Origin of the sequence: Corynebacterium striatum (genome assembly GCF_016728105.1) — a bacterium.
Lineage (GTDB): Bacteria > Actinomycetota > Actinomycetes > Mycobacteriales > Mycobacteriaceae > Corynebacterium > Corynebacterium striatum.
Genome location: NZ_CP068158.1, coordinates 1,924,872 through 1,944,529 on the forward strand (window position 1 = coordinate 1,924,872; position 19,658 = coordinate 1,944,529).

The window sequence follows — 19,658 nt, forward strand, 5'->3', positions numbered from 1 at the left end:
GCCATCCCTGAAACCCATAGTTAATTTCTCAGGGACTATTAGAAAGGACTTCTTGTATGATCAAGAAGGGCATTCGGCCGACTGTTAAAGCGCGTCGTCGCGGCACCTCTATTGCCGCTGCTGTACTCTCAGTCGCACTTGTCTCCCCATTCATTCACGCAGTTTCTGCGCCGGTTGCTTACGCGCAGACCACAACTGGCACTACTGCACCGGATACCACCGCTGGCCCAAACGACCGCGATACCGACGGCGACGGTCTGACCGACGACCAGGAAGTCAACGTTACCAAGACTGACCCGACCAACCCGGACACCGATGGCGATGGCCTGACCGACGGCCAGGAAGTCAACGTTCACAAGACTGACCCAACCGAGCCTGACACCGATGGCGACAACATCAAAGATGGTGACGAGGTCAACGGCAACAACGGCAACAAGGATTGGGACGGCGACGGCAATCCGGATCCGACGAGTCCGAACCATGCTGACTCCGATGGTGACGACAACGACGACGATAAGGAGATTCTGCAGGGCACCAATCCTAACGATCCGGACTCCAAGCCTTCCGGCAAGGACTCCGATGGTGACGGCCTGACCGATGAGGATGAAACCAGTGGCGAAAGGAACACTGGATTCGGCAAAAAGCCGACCGAACCGAACAACCCGGACACCGATGACGACGGCGTCAAAGACGGCCATGAAATCCTCGACGGCACCGATCCGAACAACTCGGACACCGATTACGATGGCTTGATTGACGGTGACGAGAAGGCTAAGGGCACCGATCCGAAGAAGGCTGATACCGATGGGGACGGCATCAAAGATGGTGACGAGGTCAGCGGCAACAACGGCAACAAGGATTGGGACGGTGACGGCAATCCGGATCCGACGAATCCTACCAAGCGTGACTCCGACAATGATGGCGTTGACGACAAGACTGAGATCGAGAAAGGCACCAACCCGAACGATCCGAACTCCAAGCCTTCCGACGAGGGTGAGACCACCAAGGCTCCTGATTGGAACGACGGCAAGACCTCCCCGGGCAAGAAGGTAGAGCTTCCTAACAACGGTGGCGCTGTTCAGGACGGCACCACCGTTGAGGTTAAAGGTCCGGGCAAGGCTGAAATCGACGAGAGGGGCCAACTCGTTGTTACCCCGAGTGATGACGCTAAGCCGGGCGATACGATCACCGTTACTGTCAAGGCCAAGGACGGCAAGGTCGTCGACACCGTTACCGTGACCGTCGTGAAGGAGAAGGGGGATTCTTCCTACGGCGGTTCTTCCAACGGTGACCTGGGTCGTTTTATCCTAGCTGGCCTGGCTGTAGGCCTGCCGCTGCTGTTCCTGATTCCGGGTGGCTTGGCTTCCCAGATCAAGGTTCCGGGTCTGTCCCCGTTCATCGAGCAGATTTCCAGCCAGCTTGGCAAGGCCAACATCGAACTGCTGAAGCAATTGGGCATCTACAACCCGGCTATTGCTAAGCAGCTTGCTGGCATCAACGCTTAGTTCGGTAAGTACGGCGAGTCAGCTGGCAAGGTTGCTGGCGGTGTCGCTCTGGTTGCCGCTGGTGCACTGGCTATCGGCCTGCTGGCAGATGCTTGCTCCCCGCAGAACTCCTTTTCCTCTAACGGTTCTTCCAACGGTGGATCCAGCAAGTAATCTCTCGCTGGGAAATGTCCCTACGAGCAGCTGAAGCTCCTGCTTAAGGCAGCCGGTTAATCCCGGTTGCCACTAGCTTCATCACCAAGCGAAACGCCTGTCTTCTACATCTTTCCAAGTAGAAGGCGGGCGTTTGGAGATCTCGCGGCCTTCGTTCTTGCCTGCGGCCTGCCGTGGCGTTAAATATCTTGCATCCTGGCTTTTCAGTAATAAGACTGTGAAGAACATGTGCAATAATTCAAGGATGGATATTTCAGGCGACATCGCAGGTTATATAGGTACCCCCCTTACCGGTAACGCCACCAAAGTGCTGTTGCTTGGCGCAGGCGAGCTAGGCAAGCAACTAGTTATTGCCTTCCAGAACTTGGGCCTTGAGGTACACGCCGTCGACCGCTACGCCGGCGCCCCTGCACAACAGCTCGCGCACTTTAGCTACATCGCGGACATCACCGATGAAGCCAAGGTGCTCGAAATCGCCCAGCGCATCCGGCCAGACTATATCGTCCCCGAAGTTGAGATTGTGGCCGTCGAGGCGCTGTCGCGGCTTGAGTCCGAAACCCCCGCCGTCGTCGTCCCTAGCGCCCGGGCGTGCGAACTGACCCAGTCCCGCCAGACCATCCGTGAGACGGCCGAAAACATCGGACTGCCTGTAACCGCATACCGCTTTGCCAGCTCCGCGGAGGAGCTTGCCGAAGCCGTCCATGAGCTCGGCATGCCGTGCATCGTAAAACCGGATGTGGCAACCTCCGGCAAGGGCCACATGCTGGTCAAGGACGAGGAAGATCTCAAGGACGCATGGAACCTCGTGCGCCGTGTATCTTCCGATGAAAAGCGCGTCATCGCTGAGCGCTTCGTGGACTTTGACTACGAGGTCACCCTTCTTGCAGTGCGCTCCATCGATCCTGTCTCCGGCAAGCTGTGCACGTGGTTTAGCGAGCCCATCGGCCACCGCCACGAGCGCGGCGACCTCATCGAATCCTGGCAGCCGCTGGCCATGAGCGAGATCGCACTTGAGAACGCACGCTCCGTTGCCGCGCGCATCTCCAACGAGCTAGGCGGACGCGGCGTCTACGGCGTCGAGCTCTTCGTCGCCGACGAGGACGTGTACTTCTCTTCCGTCTCCCCGCGCCCTTCCGATACCGCCATGCTCACGGGTTACACGCAACGCTTCTCTGAGTTCGAGCTGCACGCCCGCGCCATCCTGGGCTACCCAATCGACGTCACCCTAACCTCACCCGGCGCCAGCGTGGTGCTGCATGCCGACGCCGCGACAGACGACGTCGCCTATAGCGGCGTTGCAGAGGCCATGACCTTCGAAGAGACCGACGTCCGTCTCTTTGGCAAGCCCGGTGCCTACGTTGGTCGCCGCATGGGCATGGTGGCTACCACCGCAGAAGACGTCGAGACTGCGCGCGATCGTGCCGCGCTTGCCGCCGCCAAGATCAGCATCAGCCAGACCCCGAACGCGCCGGTTGTCGCCAACGCACAGGCCGTGGACCCAGTAGCTAACGATGCCTTCGACATCGATTTCATCGAGGTCGCTGAGCCCGTCGTCGAGGTCGACCCAGCTCTCAACCGTTCCGCAGACGATTAGCCCTCGCGGCGCAGGATCATCGGCTGGTGGGGGATACCCTCGTCGTCGAAAAGCTCGCCGCACACCTCAAAGCCGTAGGCACTGTAGTAATCCACCAGCGGTGCCTGTGCCTCCAAGTAGACCGGCTGGCCGCTCATGGCCACTGCGGCATACTGCAACGCTGCTTCCATGACCTGCTTGCCCAGGCCCGTGCCGCGAGCCTGTTTATCCAGAGCAAAGCGGCCAAATTGGGCCACCTCCTCGCCATCTAGCGTGGAGGGGAAGACGCGCGCGGTGCCAACAATACCGCGGGTGTCGTCGTCGAAAGCCAAGATATGCACTGTGGAATCGAGCGCATCGGTGTCATCGATTTCGGCATACGGGCACTGCTGCTCATGCACGAAGACGTCCACGCGCAGTTTGTAGAGCGCGTGGACGTCAAGCGGATTCATGTGGGTAATGGGCGCAGCAGTGAGCGTGTAAGTCATGCCCGCGATCTTAGCGGTGGTAGTTCGACTTGGTATCTGCTCGGTGCTTACTTGGTCGCTTGGCTTAGGCGCGCAATGTGCAGGGTTAGATACGTGATTTCATCCGCGGTGAGACTCTCATTCATGCGCAGCTCGATGACTCCGGCGACTGTACGGGCGCACTGTGCGGCATCCGGGTATTGGTCGTTGATGACGTTGGATACAGGAGACCCCGGCGAATCCAGCTGCGAGTGCTCAGCCATGCGTACGAACAAGTAACGCAAGTGCGTGATAAAGCGGGCAACAGAAAGATCTTCGCTTTCAAGTTCCACGCCGTTGTGGCTGCCGATGATGTCCAGCAGCTGCTGGATAAGTCCTGTCATGCGGTAGGTGCCGGATAGGTCGCCCACCGTGAAACCGGCATTGACCAGGTGCAAGGTCAGCGCCACTGCCTCAGACTCAGGCAGTGGGGAATGCAGCCCTTTATTGATCTCCTGGAGCAGAGTGCTGGCCAGCGCGAAATCCTCAGCGTAGAGATGGCGGACCTCAGCCTCGAGCGGATACTCGATGCTTATTCCGCGGTTGACCGCCGAATGCACGTGGTCTGCTAGAGCCACCACCAGGGTGAGTTTGCTGCGCAGCGTATCCGGCACGTGAGCGCGGTCCATGGCTTCCAGCACTAGCTGGATGAACTCACCCGGGACGGCGGCGAGCATGGCAGCAGAGTGATCGGGGTCCCGGCCTGAGGCCGGTACGAATACCTTGACCACTTTGGCTGGATCGACGGCGTCGCCAGCCTTTGCCTGAAAGCCGATTCCGCGGCCGGTCACGATGACGTCTTCTGTGTCCTCGCCTGCGGGAGTGCCAGCGTTGCTGCCGGTACGGCGCGCCAAGACGACGTTGTTGTTAAAGACGCGCAGGATCTGCATTGCTGAATCAATTCCTTCTTCAGGCGGTGGGCACGGATAAGGCCCGATAGTAGTTAAGACTATCGGGCCTATAGGGCACGCGCGCCGAGGCGCGGAGCCCTAATTCAGGGTTGTTACTAGCGGGTAGCGGTGATGATGATATCGCCAGCCGTAGCCTTCTTAATTCCGGCCGGAGTTATCTCGGCCAGTGCCTTGGTGTTGGTCACGGCCACCACGATGGTGGTGTCGTAGCCTGCGGCGCGTACGGCACCGAAATCGACGGTGGCCAGGAGCTCGCCGGCCTTGACGGTATCGCCCTTCTTGACGGCTGGGGCGAATCCCTCGCCCTTCATCTTCACGGTGTTGATGCCGATGTGGACGAGGACCTCGACGCCGGACTCGGTCTTGATGCCATAAGCGTGGCCGGTCTTCATCGCGCTGACGATTACGCCGGATACCGGGGCGTAGACTTCGTCGGAAGCGGGGATGACACCCACGCCGTCGCCCAGCGTTCCTGCGGAGAACACGGGGTCATTGATTTCGGCCATCGGAACAACTTCGCCCTCAGCGGGGGAAGTGATGACGGTCTCGGTTTCAGCGGGGGCCTCGGTAGCGGTGTCGGGGGCGGCGGCCTCGGCCGGGGCGTCGTCAAGCGCAGCAGCGCCTGCACCAGCGGCAGCGGCCTTCTGGGCGGCGCGCTCCTCTGGGGTGCGGTAGTCAGAGATGAAGACCGCGATGAAAGAAACCACGAATGCCACGGCGATAGCAATGACGTACTTGAGCATCGGGTTGAAGACGGAGATGGTCAGCAGCGAGGTAAAGACGAAGGCGTCGGTGGTGATGCCGTTGGAGCCCAGCGTCAGCAGTGCAACGGTGAGGCCGCCAGCGAAGCAGCCCACCAGCATGCGCGGGTAAATCCTCTTGTAGCGCAAGTGAATACCGTACAGGGAAGGCTCGGAGACGCCACCCAGCAGACCGGCGGCGAGAGCGGAACCAGAGGTCTGGCGCATCACGGTGTCCTTGTCGCGGATGGACAAAGCAAGCACAGCGGCGGTTGCGCCGAAGCAGGCGAAGTTCCATGCACCCATTGGGCCCTGGATGAAGTCGTAGCCCAAGGTCTGGATGTTAACCAGCATCAGGGCGTTCAGTGGCCAGTGCAGACCCAGCGGAACCAGGAATGGGTAGAGCATCGGGATAGCGAGAGCGAAGACGAATGGCACGTTGTCGTTCATCCAGGACAGGCCAGCGCCAATGCCGTTACCAGCCCACACACCGAACGGACCGATGAGGAAGGCCGTCAGCGGGATAACGATGAGCATGGTGAAGAAAGGTACGAAGACCATGTGGATGGAGGTAGGAATGATCTTCTGGAAGAAGCGGTAGACCAACGCTGCTACATAAGCCATCATCAAAGGCACGAAGACGTTGCCGCCGTAATCAGGCAGCTGCATGGTCATGCCAAAGATTGGGATGGTGCACTGTTCGGTGCCCAGGGTGTCATTGACAACGCATTGAACGGCCGGGTTCTCAGTGAGGTTGAGGAACTCCGGGGTGAGCAGCGCTGCCATGATGGCGGCCGGGACCCAAGGGTCGATGCGCAGCTTCTTGCCAGCGTTGTAAGCCACCATCAAAGGTAGGAAGTAGAAGACGGAACGCCACATGGCGTCGACGAAGAACCACGAGGCCGGCTTGTCAGGCGCGCGGAAGTCGACGATTCCGAATGCGTCGAGGATCGACGCGAACGCGATGATGAGCGAGGCGCCCAGCAGGACGCCCAGAATTGGACGGAAGGAATCGGACAGGTACTCAAAGAACTCGTCCATGAAAGGGACCTTGCCCTTGGCCTTGGCGCGAGCGGCAGCCTTGATGTCCGCATCGCTTGGGCCGCCGTCCTTCATGGCGGGCAAGGCGTTGATCTCGTCGTAGACGGTGGCAACGTCGCCACCGATAACGACCTGGTAGTTCGAGCCGCCCTGGGGGACTGCGCCCAGCACCTTAGGGATGGCCTCGAGGGCCTCCTTGTTGACCTTCGAGGAGTCATTGAGCTGGAAGCGCAAGCGAGTGGCACAGTGAGTAAACGATGCAATGTTGTCTGCGCCGCCAATGCCATCGAGGATGGCCTCAGCTGCGGAGCGCGTTTGCGTCGACATGTGAGTTCCTTTCGAAATCCTGGGGCGGACTTTGTAGTTCCTGAGGCGGCGAATGTGCCCTAAAACCACAAAAGACCCAGGGCGCTGGGGCGATGCCGCGTATGCTTACGCGACGCTCATAGCGTCCTAGGTCTTGCCCGAAGTAACAATCCTTAATTCGGAGCTTACTCCGGGTGGCTCACTGTTCCAAAAGTATGTGTCTGAACGCACAATTTTTGGGTGGCGGTGGGTGGGATTGACTCATGCAGTGTGTTTTACGTTTCACAATCGCTATTAGAAACGGCTTTATTCGGACATCTCCAGTAAAGTGAAGGCGTCACTGTGTGCCGCGTTTAGTGACTTGCGGCACACTACTCGTCTACTCTTTGAAAGAGAAAGGCTACTGAGAATGTCTGCACAGAACTCCGCACTCGTGAGTGTCATCGGCCGTGGCTTTGACGGTCTTGATGTCCCCTCGCTGGCACAAGATCTAGGCGCAACCTTCGCGCAGCTCAACGATCTGGGCACCACCCTGGATCAGATTCTGGTCACTGTTCCAGAAGGCGACGTCGTGTTGCAGGGCACGGGTGTAATGGACTTTGACGCCAAGGCCGCAGCGGCGCTCGGTATCCCGTTCGTTCTGATTTCCAACGCTCCAGCACGTACTTCCGACCTTGCCCTTGCCCATGCACGCTCCGTGGGAGCTGAGGTTTTGGGCGCGTTTACCGACGTCGCTTCTGTCCCAGGTGCGCTCTCATCAGTCGGGGAGATTGCCCCGGTTATGAGCGCCGAACTTTTCCAGAAGCAGCTGCTTGACCAGGCTCGCGCAGTCGGTGCACACATCGTGCTCCCAGAGGGCGACGATGACCGCATCATTGAAGCGGCCGGCGCACTCATCGAGGGCAAGGTCGCTAAGCTGACCATCCTCGGTGATGAGGCGGACGTCGCCAAGCGGGCGGAGCGCCTCGGCGTGGATCTCGCCGGCGTGGACGTCATTGACCACCTGAACTCCCCGCTGGCGGAGGAATTCGCCGCTGACTTCGCGGAGCTGCGTAAGAAGAAGGGCGTCACCCTGGAGCAGGCGCGCGAGACTATGCAGGACGTTTCCTACTTCGCCACGATGATGGTGCACAAGGGCCTGGCAGATGGCATGGTTTCCGGCGCTGCGCATACCACGGCGCACACCATCAAGCCTTCCTTCCAGATCATCAAGACCGTGCCGGGCGCTTCCGTGGTTTCCTCCATCTTCCTGATGGTCATGCGCGGACGCCTGTGGGCATTCGGTGACTGTGCGGTCAACCCGAACCCAACTGCAGAGCAGCTGGGTGAAATCGCCGTGGTTTCCGCAAAGACCGCAGCGCAGTTCGGCATCGACCCACGCGTGGCCATGTTGTCTTACTCCACCGGTACTTCGGGCTCCGGCCCGGACGTTGACCGCGCGGTGGCTGCTGTTGAGGCCGCTCGTGCGCTGGATTCCTCCGTCAAGGTGGATGGTCCGCTGCAGTTCGATGCCGCGTGCGACCCAGGCGTGGCTGCCAAGAAGGCGCCGGAGTCTCAAGTTGCTGGTCAGGCAAACGTCTTCATCTTCCCGGATCTCGAGGCGGGCAACATCGGTTACAAGACCGCCCAGCGTACCGGCGGCGCGCTGGCTGTCGGCCCGATTCTGCAGGGCCTGAACAAGCCGGTCAACGACCTTTCCCGCGGCGCTACCGTTCCGGACATCATCAACACTGTCGCCATCACGGCAATCCAGGCTGGAGTTAAGTAAATGGCATACGTACTCGTTCTCAACTCAGGTTCCTCATCGGTTAAGTTCCAGCTGGTTGACCCAGAGGGCACGGCTACCGACGCCCCGCTGGTCTCCGGCTTGGTCGAGCAGGTCGGCGAGCCGATGGGTGCCGTCACCGTCAAGACTGGTGGCGAGGAATACAAGGAAGAGCTGGAGATTCCTACCCACTCCTTCGGCCTGGAGCGGGCATTCGACATTATGCACCAGCACAACGTGGGCCCAATGGACGTGGAGGTCGTTGCCGTGGGACACCGCGTTGTCCACGGCGGACGCCTCTTCTCCGACCCGCAGCTGATCACGGATCAGATTGAGTCCATGATTGAGGACCTCATCCCGCTGGCCCCGCTGCACAACCCAGCCAACCTGGACGGCATTCGCGTGGCTCGCAAGATGCTGCCGAACATCCCGCACGTGGCGGTCTTCGATACGGCCTTCTTCAACCATATGCCGCCGGCTGCTGCGCTTTACGCCATCAACAACGAGGTGGCTTCCAAGTACGACATCCGTCGCTACGGCTTCCACGGCACCTCCCACGAGTTTGTGTCGCAGCAGGTCCCGCGCTTGCTGGATAAGGACCCGAAGCGCGTCAACCAGATCACCCTCCACCTAGGCAATGGTGCGTCTGCGGCGGCTATTCGCCACGGCCGTCCAATTGATACCTCGATGGGTCTGACCCCGTTGGCTGGTTTGGCGATGGGCACCCGTTCCGGCGATATCGACCCGGGCATCATCTTCCATCTGTCCCGCCAGGCGGGCATGTCTATCGATGAGATTGACAACCTGCTCAACAAGCAGTCTGGTGTGAAGGGCATTTCCGGCGTCAACGACTTCCGTGTGCTGCGTGAGCGCATCGAAGCCGAGGACCAGGACGCATGGCTGGCATACAACATCTATATCCACCAGCTGCGCCGCTTCATCGGCTCGTACATGATTGCGCTGGGCCGCGTGGACGCCATCACCTTCACTGCAGGCGTGGGCGAAAATGACACTGAGGTACGTCAGGATTCGCTGTTCAACCTGGGTATGTACGGCATTCACTTCGACAAGCAGGCTAACCTAGTCCGCTCGAAGGAGCCGCGCATGATTTCTGAGGCGGACTCTCCGGTCAAGGTCTTCGTGGTTCCGACCAACGAGGAGCTGGCTATCGCACAGAAGTCCGCTGAAATCGCCGATATGGCGCGTGAGGCGGGGCTGTACTAAGCCCAAAAACTCCCGCTTTACCAGTCTGTGGATAGCTCATCGCGATGAGTTATCCACAGATTTGGCCTGTTGCACCAATTCCCTCTTGCGCTCGTACTGATCCGGCTAGTGGACTATCTCTATGGAACAATTCGGGGGAGTAGTAGAAGGGCAGTCGCTGCCTTGGCATGAAAAGCAGCTGGCGCGGTGTTTGCGGGCGGGCCATAGTGCTAGGCGGGCGGTGCTCGTGGGAGTTTCGGCGGCGCGGGTGCATGGGCTGTGGGTCCTCCCGCCGCGGTGCGGCGAGGAGCCGGTGACGCTCGCTCTGCGCTCTGGCGTTATGCCACCGCGGAGAGACTGGGGCCACGGCCGAAGTTACAAGAAGATGCGTCTGCCAGATTCTATGGTCGAGAAGGTGCAGGGCGTTCGCGTCACGTCTGCTTTGCGCGCCGCGTTGGACCTCGCGCGCTTCGAAGGCTGGATTCGCGGCTTCGTGGCACTCGAATCATGGTTTCGGATGCATCCTGAACTCGATGTCGAGGCTGCCAAGGCTATGGCTATGGATTGCCTCGCAACTATGGGGCGGGTCAAAGATATCGCTGAAGCGCGTCGAGCTATATCGCTTCTTTCTGGTCAATGCGAGTCTCCCTATGAGGCATTATGCATCGCGTTATTGGTACACGCAAAGATGGGTCATTCCATCCAACAGCAAGTCTGGGTGATTCCCAGTGTTCGCGTTGATGTTCTGATTGATGGTTGGCTGGTATTGGAAATTGATGGAGCCGAGAAGTATGACGGCGCAACCTATGACTCGGATACCCGGCGGGTAATCGTGGAAGAGCGTCGCCGCGAGGTGAGATTGCAGAATGCCGGTTACACGGTATTCCGCGTGACTTCGACTGAGCTGTTTCATCAGCCGCAGAAGTTCCTCGCAGAGCTGCGGGCAACTTGGGTGTCTGGCCGTGAGCGGGGACTGCAGCAAGTGGTGCGCCAGGCGTAGGCGCTTCCTCTCACCATTTGCAGGTAGCTGGTCTAGATGGTGAGGTCGAGCTGTAACTACTGTGACTGGCGTTGTCTGCTGGGGCTGGAGATTGCTCACCTCACCATGTGGTCCTCACCATTTGGGCTGAGGCACGACGCGAGTAGCCAAATGGTGAGGACGCGATGTGGCTAGTGGGGCCAGTGTTCATTTTTGGGGCTGGAGGTGGCTGTTGAGGTGGCGTTTGGAGCGGTTGACCTCACCATTTGGAAAGGCAGCCATGGCGCGCGGCCTAGAACATCGTCACCGGGCGCACCTGGTTCGCCAGGTCCACCAGCGCATAGCGGTGCCGCGCGAAGGGGGCTTGCCGGGCCAGGGCACGCAGAGTATCGGCCAAGCCGTAGCGCAGGCCGCGCTGGGTGAAGGCGAACTCGAAGAGGTCGTTGGGGGAGGCCGCTGCATCGAGGTTGGAATCGCGCAGGAAGTTGAGGCCGGCCGAGATAACTGCAGCTTTGACCTGCAAGAAGCGGGGTTCGTTCTGCGGGATCTCCTCCAGGCGGTGGGCCGCGCGGCGGATGCGGGACTCCGTGAGATCATGGAGCACCAGCTGCAGAATTGTGGTCAGTCGCGCCATGCGATGGTGGCGCGATGCGTTGGGTACGCGGTCCAAAGTGGCCACGGCCAGTTCAATCTGCTGCTCAGCGCGCAGCTGGCGCGCCAGCCCAAACGCGGAGGACACCGTAGTCGGATTGGTGGCCCACACGATGCCGTACAAGCGCATCGAGTTGAAACGCAGTTGTGCCGGGTCATCCGTCACGTGGTCCCAGATTCCAGGTTGGTCAGCGAAAGCTTCCGCGGGGAGGTCAGCCAGCGACGTCGTGAGGTTGGCACACGCGCGAGCCACGGCGGCGTCGATAAGCGATGCTTCCTCATAACCGAGCTCCTGCAGAATCAGCTCGTTGATGGCGGCGATGGCCAGCTTCGGCGCGGGCTCGCCAGGCAGCAGGTTGAGCACGTTGGAGAAGTGCACCTGGGCGGCGCGGAAGTCGTCGAGGAGCAGCACCGCGACGCCCGAATACCACTGGAAGCGCCAGTCCTCACCGAGCTTGTCCGCAATGGAGGCCAGCCACTCGCGGGCCTGGCCGGTATAACCCAGGTCGATCATCGAACGCACCACGCCGAGCGGAATCTCCGCGGACTCTTCGTATTCTGGGGCCTGCATTGCCTGGCGCAGCGTCTCCAACGCTTCCTGCGGCTCGGTGTAGGAAGCACCTTGGAGGAGTGCGGCGCCGACGTCGGAGCGGTCAACCAGCGGGGTAGGCAAGGCGGAGACCACCTCGGGCGCGGTGATGCGCACCGTGCGCTCAATGCCGTCGATGAGCTGGTCAGTGCGGAAAACCAAGTGTTTGGTGCCAAAAGTCGTACGTTGCGGCGAAAACAGCGAGTGCTGAGTGGGATGCTGGATTCCGTCGCGCAGGGCGATGACCTCGCGGAGCACACCGTAAAGCTGGTCGCGCAGCTGCGCAACGCTCTGGAAGCGCTTGGCCGGGTCAGGGTCGGTGGCGCGCTGCAGCAGGCGATAGAAGGAAAGATAGCGGCGCAGCAAAGGCTCATCGGTAGGGGAGGGAAGCCCCGGCAAGTAGACGCCGTCTTCCTGCGGAAGCGTAATGGTCAGGCAGGCCAGCGTGCGGCCGATGGTGTAAATATCCGAGGCCACCGACGGGCCAGACTTGACGATCTCGGGGGCTTGGAAACCCTTAGTTCCGTAGATATGCCCGAAAGCTCCAATACCCGAGACCGCGCCCAGGTCAATGAGCTTGACTTGGTCCTCGGTGACGATGATGTTGGAAGGCTTCAAGTCGTTGTAGACCACGCCGCGGGCGTGCAGGTAGTCCAACGCCGGCAGCAGTTCCAGGATGTAGGCGATGGCCGTGTCTACTGGGAAGAGCTGGTCCTTCTGGTCGTTGCGGCGTTGCTGGAGAGAAGGGCCGCCGACGTACTCCATGACGATGAAGCCCCCGTCGACGCGCTCGTCATCGACGAAGTTGAAAATCTTCACGATTCCCGGGTGCGTGATGTCCGCTAGGAACTCGCGCTCGACTTCGGCGGTGGCGGTTTCGTCGGCCGACTTCTCCGACTGCATGCCTTTTAGGACGACGATGCGCCCAGAGACGAAGTGGTCGTTGGCCAGGTAAATCCAGCCCAGACCGCCGTGTGCGATAACGCCCAAAATCTCGTATTGCCCGGCTACGATATCGCCCGGGGAAAGCTGCGGTGGAGCGACGTTTTCTTTGGTTGGGTCGATGAGCGCGGCAGTGGGGTTGCCCGGCACGATGAAGGGCAGGGTGGCCATTCCGTCGGCCACCTCGCGGTCGGTGCGCTTGGCGGCGCGGCGCTGGCGGAACGTATCCAAGGCTTGGCGCCGCGAGCGTTGCGAAGCATCTTCATGTTGCTCCTGCTTGCGACGATCGCGTAGTTGTCCCAGCTCCGCGATGAGAGCCGCAATGTTGTCGGGGTCGGTGTAGGTTCCTGCAACATCGGCGCCCTCGTCAGATTCGTCGTCCTCGTCAGCGAAAGGATCGAAGGCAACTGCCGAGGTTCCTACCTCGTCTTCGTCCGCAAAGGGGTCGTATGGCACCGCTTGCGTGGCAGGCTCTGCGTCATCGGCATTTAAAGCCGTGCCGGGGTTTGCCGCGTCAGTGTCAACCGCCGCACCTGTCGCGGGATCTTCTAGCGCCTCCGGCTCGAGGTGATCGAGCTCGTCCTCGCTGAAGCTATGGCCATGCGTAGGACTCATCGCTGCGCCTCCTTTGTAGCGTCGGCGTCTTTGGAGCTTTCTTCCTCCGGCAAGTAATTCGGTGCGGGCAGCGTTGGCTTTTCTAGATAGTCACCCAGCCACGTGGCAAAGAGTCTATCCCAGGTGCCGTCCTGGCGGATGCGCTCCAGCGTGGAGTTAACTTGACGCAGCAACGGCTTGGAATCGTAGAAGCTATCGGGCTTGCGCACTGCCACGCCGTAATCCTCGCTAGTGAGTGGCGCCCCCACGATGGAGGTATAGGAGTCCTGCGCCAGCATTCCAGACAATAGGGCGTCATCAGCCACCACGCCGTCGATCTGGTTGAGTTGTAGGGCCATCAAGCAATCGCCCCACGAGCGGGTCTGCAGGATGTTCGACGTGCTTGCCTCGCGACGCACCGTGTCCACGATGGTGGAGCCTTGCACTGCGCACAGCGTCTTGCCTGCGGTGTCGTCGATGGAGCGAATGCCCGAACTGCTGAGCACCAAAAGCTTGGTCTTGGTGGTCATATACGGCGCGGAGAAGGCCACCTCGCGCTGGCGCTCGGCGCTAATGGACATCGTGCGAATTACAATATCCACGCTGCGCTCGTTCAGCGCTGAGGTGCGCTCCGAGGACTCCACGAAACGGAAATCCACCTTATTTGGATCGTCAAAGATGTCGCGGGCGATTTCCCGCGCGATGTCCACCTCAAAGCCGCGGACCTCGCCGGAAGCTGTGTCGCGGTAGCTCATCAGATTGTTGGAGCGGTCTACGCCCACGATGATGCGTCCGCGCTTGTAAATATCAGGAATGCGCTCACGCGGAGTCTTGTCATCCGGCCGGTAGGTGCCAGTCACCGGCACCTTCGTGCGTGGGTGCGGCTCTATGCTGCCAGCGCTTTCCCAGATCGAGTTGTTGGGCAAAGGCGGCCCTGCCTCTGAGTTCAAGGAGGCCTGTGGGATCGCCTTCTCATCCTGTTGTGGGGCCAAGCGTTGGGGCACGCTACACGACGTCGCCCCCACCAACGCCACCGTGCACGCCGCGGTAGTAGCCAGTAGTAGTCGCCGAAACTTCGAAGTCATTAGAGGTACTCCTGGAGTCGAGGGCGGATACCCAGCCACACTGCGATGATGGCGCCGCTGGTCAGCAAGAACACCATAGTGGAAACCATGGTCATAGCGTTGAGCCCCTGCTCCAAATAGGACCGCATGGACACGCGGGCCTCACTGATCAGACCCGCCAAAGAATTATCCACGTCGTCGAAAGCGCTAGCGGCCGTTGGCGATCCATTGGGCGTGCTCACAGTGGCTTCGTAGATCGCCTTGTCATAGTCGCCGTCGGCAAGCGCATTCATGAACTCCTTGTGCGAGTCCTCCCACTCCTGCGCGGCCTGCTTGGCGGCGGGCAAAAGCGCAGGATCGTTGATGGGGATATCGTCGTCGGCAAGCGCGGCTTCGTAGTCCTCGAGGGCGTTAGAAATGGAATACAACGTCGAACTAAAACGCACCGACATGTCAGACTCCGAGGAACGCAGGACCAGCGCCAGCGTCTCAGAAGTGCGAGTCTGCTGCGCTTCAATTCGGGAAGCAGTGAGCGAATCCCACGGGCGCGAGACTGTCTCAAAGCCGTGGTAGCCAGAACTCCACGTGGCAAAGTTGGCGGCCGAAGCCCACGTGAGCGCCAAAAAGAGCAGCACGCTGGCGGTGAGGAAGCCGCGGTTGAAGCGGCGGCGCGTTAGCCGCCACAACCACCATTGCGCGATGAGGAGGAAGAAGAGTGCTGCCACCAGGCCAGAAAGCGGCACCCATTGAGGGCTGGTCAGGCGCTGCTGCTGTTCCTTGACCTTGGCGGAGGTAAGCGAAAACAGTTCGGAGGCCGCCGGCAGGATTTTGTCGCGCATCAGGGAGGATGCATTGGACATATAGGAGTTTGCCACCGCGTTGCCAGCCCTGTGGTTGGTGCGGGCCTTCTCCACGAGCGCGGTATATACGGGCAGCTCGCGCTGGATGTAGGTCACCAGCTCGCGGATGCGGGCGTCATCGCTATTGGTACCGAGGACGGACTGCGTGGCGGCCACGGAGGCCGCGTCGATGGCTTCGTTATAGCGCTCGCGGTTAGCCTCTGACTCCACGCCAGCTTGCACGAAGCCCGTGGTGGCCACGGTGTCAGCCAGCGAGAGGTTGGTATAGAGATGGTGCGCCGCATTCGACATTGGCTCTGTGGAGTTGAGCAGATCGTCCAAGGCCGCGTGGCGATTGGCGGAAGTGTTCGACATCGACAAGCCTGCGGCGGCCAACGCCACGGTGAGGATCAGCGTCACGGTAAAGAGCTTGCCTGGCGTGGTGGCGGCGAAGTGATACAGGCGGCGTACCAAGCGCGCCGGGCCGACAAAAGAGCTCATGGCCAGTTGGGTGGCGTTGCTGAAAGCAGGAGCGGCTGGCTCGGTTACTTCATCCAGCCAGTGGTCAGCAGGATGATCGTGATGATTCCTCGCCGCATCATCCGGATGCGTGGCGGCACGCTCGCCCGGACGTGCGGCGCCCTCCAACCCTGTGCCAGTCATTCCCTTAGAATAGCGCAGAATAAAGGCTCTTTGGTGATGCACGCCACCACATTTGGAGGCGGTGCAGGGCGCTGCCCCGTAGGATGGGCGGCATGACGGCGAGAGAAGAAACACACACCAGCGGGGATGGCTGGGCCGCAGGCCCAGGAGGCAGCAAGCTGTGGGGTAAGTTCGGCGCGGCTGGGCTGTTTCTTCTAGCCGGCGATAAGCTCCTTCTGCAGCACCGCGCCGAGTGGACCAACCACGGCGGAACTTGGGGAATCCCAGGCGGAGCGCGCGATTTACACGAGACCCCCGAGGAAGCCGCCTTGCGTGAGACCTGCGAGGAATGCGCCATCGCGCCTGCCGACGTCGAAGTGCTTTGCTCCTCCGTGACCTCTGGGCCCTTCCCTCCCGCGGGTGGGCTGCCGGGCAACTGGACCTACACCACGGTCATTGCGCGGACCCGCAGCGGCCAGCCGCTTGCCGTGGAAGCAAACGAGGAATCCAATGAGCTGCGCTGGGTGCCGCTAGGAGAGGTGGAAAAATTACCTCTGTTGGGGGCATTTCGGCAGGCTTTTCCGGCTCTGCTAAAACAAATCGAGGGGCTACGCAGGTAACTGCCAGAAAACTATGGCACCCTTGACAGCATGATTGAAGTTGAGGGACTGACAAAACAATATAAGTCTGTCCGTGCAGTAGATGACCTCACCTTTAAGGTGGAGCCAGGCATTGTGACCGGCTTTCTAGGTCCGAACGGTGCGGGTAAGTCGACGACCATGCGCATGATTCTAGGCCTGGATAGCCCCACGGCGGGCCAGGCCCGTATTAACGGTAAGACCTACCGCGAGCTGAAGAACCCGCTGCGGGAGGTCGGTGCGCTGCTCGACGCCAAGGCAGTGCACCCCAACCGCACCGCCGCCAACCACCTGAAGTGGATGGCACAGTCCAATGGAATCCCTACCAAGCGCGTGGAGGAGGTCATGGGGCTGGTCGGGCTTTCCGACGTCGCCGGTAAAAAGGCCGGCGGCTTCTCTCTCGGTATGGGCCAGCGCCTCGGCTTGGCAGGTGCCCTGTTGGGTGACCCGGGAATCCTCATCCTCGACGAGCCGGTTAACGGCCTCGACCCAGAAGGCATTCGCTGGGTGCGCTCCTTGGTGCGCGCACTCGCAGCTGAGGGCCGTACCGTGCTGATTTCCTCCCATCTTCTTTCCGAGATGTCTCTGACGGCTGACCACCTCGTGGTCATTGGCCGCGGCCGCTTGGTGGCAAACCAGTCCACGTATGACTTCGTGAAGGAGCACTCACAGTCTTCCGTCATCGTGCGTTCCGACCACCTCGAGGAATTCGGCGGCGCTCTGCGCGAGGCAAACGTTTCCTTCCGCACCAGCACCGACGAAGAAGGCCGCAATACGTTCATCATCGAGGACCAAAGCACTGACTTCATCGGCCAGTTGGCGTACTCCACGGGCGTCCCGCTTAATGAGCTCAGCCTGAAACGCGCTTCCCTGGAGGATGCATTTATGCAGATGACCGGCGAAGACGTGCAGTACCATGCCAGCACCCCAGGTGCTCCGGCAACCAACCAAAACATCGCACAGGAGGAGCAGAACTAATGTTTGTTAACACCCTGCGCGCCGAGTGGACCAAGCTTTGCACTACGAAGTCCTTCTACTGGACCACCGGCCTCATTTTCATCCTGTCGATCGGTTGGGCGCTGCTTAACTCCCTCAATGCGCCCGAAGTAGATCCGGCCTTCCCCGTCAGCCCGCTCACGGCGCAGGGAATGAACTCCATCCTCTTGGCGCTGGTTATCCCGATCATCATGATTCAAGCCATCATGGTGGTTACTACTGAGTATCGCTTCGGCCTGCAATCCACCGTGTACATGTCAAACCCTAACCGCAGCATCGTGGCTTTAGTGAAGGTGCTCTTGTACGGCGTTATTGCGGCCGTAATCATGTTCTTGGCTCTGGTGCTGATCTACTTCCTCTCGGAGATGCTAGCGCCGGACTCTGTGAAGGAACTTTACGAGCCTTTCAAAGAGGATGCTGGTAAGCGTTCCCTGTGGATGTTCCCGCTGCTCAGCTTCTTGGTTACCATCTTTGTCCAAGGCCTAGGCTGGCTGCTGCGTCAGACTGCCGGCACTGTTGCTTTATCCCTCATCCTGTACCTGGGTATTGAGAACGTTGTTCGCGTCTTGCCCAAGATCGGCGACGACATCATCCACTTCATGCCTTTCTCGGCCTTCAACAGCTGGGCATCCGACTCAGTTGCTGAAAATGCGCCGTGGGATTCCTCCACGGGCAGCGCGATCGTCTTCATTGCGTGGGCTGCGATCCTGTGGATACTGGGTGTCTTCGTGCTTGAAAAACGCGACGCATGATCCCACTGCCTCTCCTGGCTACCTTGGCGCTGTTGTCTGCAACAGCGCCTTTTGCTACTGATATGTACTTGCCGGTCATGCCGGCAATTGTTTCTGACCTGGAAACTACGCGCGCAGCGGTGCAGTTAACCCTCACTGGCTTCTTCATCGGAATGGGCGTGGGGCAGCTGGTGATCGGCCCGCTTTCCGACGCCGTCGGCCGCAAGCGCCTCCTCATCCTCGGCGCGGGCGTGGCTTTGGCGGCGTCGGCAGTGGCGGCACTCGCCCCGAGCATCGCCGTCTTGATTGCCGCGCGTGCCTTCCAAGGCTTGGGCGGCGGTGCCTGCGTGGTGCTCTCGCGTGCCGTGGTGCCGGACCTGCTGACTGGCGCGGCGGCTGCGAAGGCCTATTCGCTGCTCATGGCGCTGCAGGGTATCGCGCCTGCGTTGGCACCGGTCATGGGCGGTTTCCTGGCCGAACCGATTGGCTGGCGCGGCATCTTCTGGGTGCTTACAGGCCTGCATGCATTGCAGTTCGTACTGGCGATTCTGGTCGTCCCGGAGACCGCAGGCGGCCGCCCGCATGACCATTTGGTGCGCACGGTCATCGGCAATTACCTGACCGTGATGCGCAATGGGCGTTTCTGGGGATTCTTGGTCACGGTGGCCTTTGGATTCTGTGCGATGTTTTCGTACATATCGGCCTCCTCGTTCGTCCTGCAGCAGCAGTGGGGCTTTAATGCCACGAGCTACTCGCTCATCTTCGCGATGAACTCCCTGGGCATGTTTGCCCTGACCATCGTGAATGCGAAGGCACTTAATAAACGTGCTCCGAAGACGATGCTCAGCATCGGCGTCGGGGCAGCTTTGTTCGGCAACTGCTTGCTTTTCCTAGCTATTTTCCTCGGCGCGCCGGTGTGGCTTATGGTGTTGATTCTCTTCTGCTGCATCGCGCCGACGGGCTTCATCATGGGTAACGCTACGGCGCTGGCTACGGGGCTCATGCGCGAAAAGGCCGGTTCGGTTTCCGCGATTATCGGCTTTGTGCAGTCGATTTTGGCGGGCATGGTTAGCCCGTTGATGGGTCTGGGCAATAATCCGGCCCTCACGATGGGCATCGGCATGGTGGTCTGCTCGGCCATTGCTGTGTGCGGTGCTTTCGCGGCCCTGCGCAAGCACGCTTAGCGGCTCGCCTGCTGCCACTTTTGCAAGCACCCAGCCCCGGATACCCAGACCTGCAGGTGGCGATCGTGGTGCCGCCGAGTTGACGGATCCGCGACCTCAGGGTCTG

General features: G+C 60.3%; 15 protein-coding genes. 9 read left to right on the plus strand and 6 right to left on the minus strand.

From position 1 onward, the window contains the following. Positions 1–56: 56 nt before the first annotated feature. Both I6I72_RS09025 and purT read left to right on the plus strand, forming a co-directional pair. Entirely contained in the window at positions 57–1,505 is a 1,449-nt protein-coding gene (locus I6I72_RS09025; protein WP_049147131.1) for a hypothetical protein, read from the plus strand. Between the two features lie 397 nt (positions 1,506–1,902). Then, positions 1,903–3,252 (plus strand): formate-dependent phosphoribosylglycinamide formyltransferase, encoded by a 1,350-nt coding sequence (gene purT, locus I6I72_RS09030; RefSeq protein ID WP_065422327.1) that lies wholly within the window; start codon positions 1,903–1,905, stop codon positions 3,250–3,252. On the opposite strand, the gene I6I72_RS09035 is transcribed toward purT, so the two are convergent. The 3 genes from I6I72_RS09035 to I6I72_RS09045 form a co-directional block, all read right to left on the minus strand. Further along, positions 3,249–3,719 carry a GNAT family N-acetyltransferase gene (locus tag I6I72_RS09035; protein ID WP_005529779.1) on the minus strand — a complete coding sequence of 157 codons (471 nt, stop codon included), beginning with the start codon at positions 3,717–3,719 and terminating at the stop codon, positions 3,249–3,251. The genes purT and I6I72_RS09035 overlap by 4 nt on opposite strands. A 47-nt stretch (positions 3,720–3,766) precedes the next feature. Further along, a complete protein-coding gene (locus tag I6I72_RS09040; RefSeq protein ID WP_005529781.1) occupies positions 3,767–4,627 on the minus strand; it encodes a PRD domain-containing protein in 861 nt (286 codons plus the stop codon). A 116-nt stretch (positions 4,628–4,743) separates the two neighbouring features. After that, positions 4,744–6,756, minus strand: coding sequence for a glucose PTS transporter subunit IIA (locus I6I72_RS09045; RefSeq protein ID WP_049147129.1), 2,013 nt, complete (start codon positions 6,754–6,756; stop codon positions 4,744–4,746). A gap of 388 nt (positions 6,757–7,144) precedes the next feature. Between I6I72_RS09045 and pta the strand changes: the two genes are divergently transcribed. The 3 genes from pta (at position 7,145) to I6I72_RS09060 (ending at position 10,703) form a co-directional block, all read left to right on the plus strand. Continuing rightward, positions 7,145–8,503, plus strand: a complete 1,359-nt coding sequence (gene pta, locus I6I72_RS09050) for a phosphate acetyltransferase (RefSeq protein WP_201806756.1) — start codon at positions 7,145–7,147, stop codon at positions 8,501–8,503. Then, positions 8,504–9,724 carry an acetate kinase gene (locus tag I6I72_RS09055; RefSeq protein ID WP_005529787.1) on the plus strand — a complete coding sequence of 407 codons (1,221 nt, stop codon included), beginning with the start codon at positions 8,504–8,506 and terminating at the stop codon, positions 9,722–9,724. A 121-nt stretch (positions 9,725–9,845) separates the two neighbouring features. Next, a complete protein-coding gene (locus I6I72_RS09060; RefSeq protein ID WP_201806758.1) occupies positions 9,846–10,703 on the plus strand; it encodes a hypothetical protein in 858 nt (285 codons plus the stop codon). Positions 10,704–10,974: 271 nt separating this feature from the next. On the opposite strand, the gene I6I72_RS09065 is transcribed toward I6I72_RS09060, so the two are convergent. The 3 genes from I6I72_RS09065 to I6I72_RS09075 are packed head-to-tail and all read right to left on the minus strand — an operon-like array spanning position 10,975 to position 16,024. Beyond that, positions 10,975–13,479, minus strand: a complete 2,505-nt coding sequence (locus I6I72_RS09065) for a serine/threonine protein kinase (protein ID WP_049191882.1) — start codon at positions 13,477–13,479, stop codon at positions 10,975–10,977. Then, entirely contained in the window at positions 13,476–14,543 is a 1,068-nt protein-coding gene (locus tag I6I72_RS09070; RefSeq protein ID WP_005529794.1) for a glutamate ABC transporter substrate-binding protein, read from the minus strand. The genes I6I72_RS09065 and I6I72_RS09070 overlap by 4 nt, the downstream gene beginning before the upstream one ends. Beyond that, positions 14,543–16,024, minus strand: a complete 1,482-nt coding sequence (locus I6I72_RS09075) for a hypothetical protein (protein ID WP_236081446.1) — start codon at positions 16,022–16,024, stop codon at positions 14,543–14,545. The genes I6I72_RS09070 and I6I72_RS09075 overlap by 1 nt, the downstream gene beginning before the upstream one ends. An 83-nt stretch (positions 16,025–16,107) precedes the next feature. Between I6I72_RS09075 and I6I72_RS09080 the strand changes: the two genes are divergently transcribed. The 4 genes from I6I72_RS09080 to I6I72_RS09095 are packed head-to-tail and all read left to right on the plus strand — an operon-like array spanning position 16,108 to position 19,552. Continuing rightward, positions 16,108–16,623, plus strand: a complete 516-nt coding sequence (locus I6I72_RS09080; RefSeq protein WP_080969939.1) for an NUDIX domain-containing protein — start codon at positions 16,108–16,110, stop codon at positions 16,621–16,623. Between the two features lie 30 nt (positions 16,624–16,653). Next, positions 16,654–17,619, plus strand: coding sequence for an ABC transporter ATP-binding protein (locus tag I6I72_RS09085; protein ID WP_049147120.1), 966 nt, complete (start codon positions 16,654–16,656; stop codon positions 17,617–17,619). Then, positions 17,619–18,389, plus strand: a complete 771-nt coding sequence (locus I6I72_RS09090) for an ABC transporter permease (RefSeq protein ID WP_005529801.1) — start codon at positions 17,619–17,621, stop codon at positions 18,387–18,389. Before I6I72_RS09085 ends, I6I72_RS09090 begins: the two co-directional genes overlap by 1 nt. Next, positions 18,386–19,552, plus strand: coding sequence for a multidrug effflux MFS transporter (locus tag I6I72_RS09095; protein WP_049063822.1), 1,167 nt, complete (start codon positions 18,386–18,388; stop codon positions 19,550–19,552). The genes I6I72_RS09090 and I6I72_RS09095 overlap by 4 nt, the downstream gene beginning before the upstream one ends. Positions 19,553–19,658 lie beyond the last annotated feature (106 nt).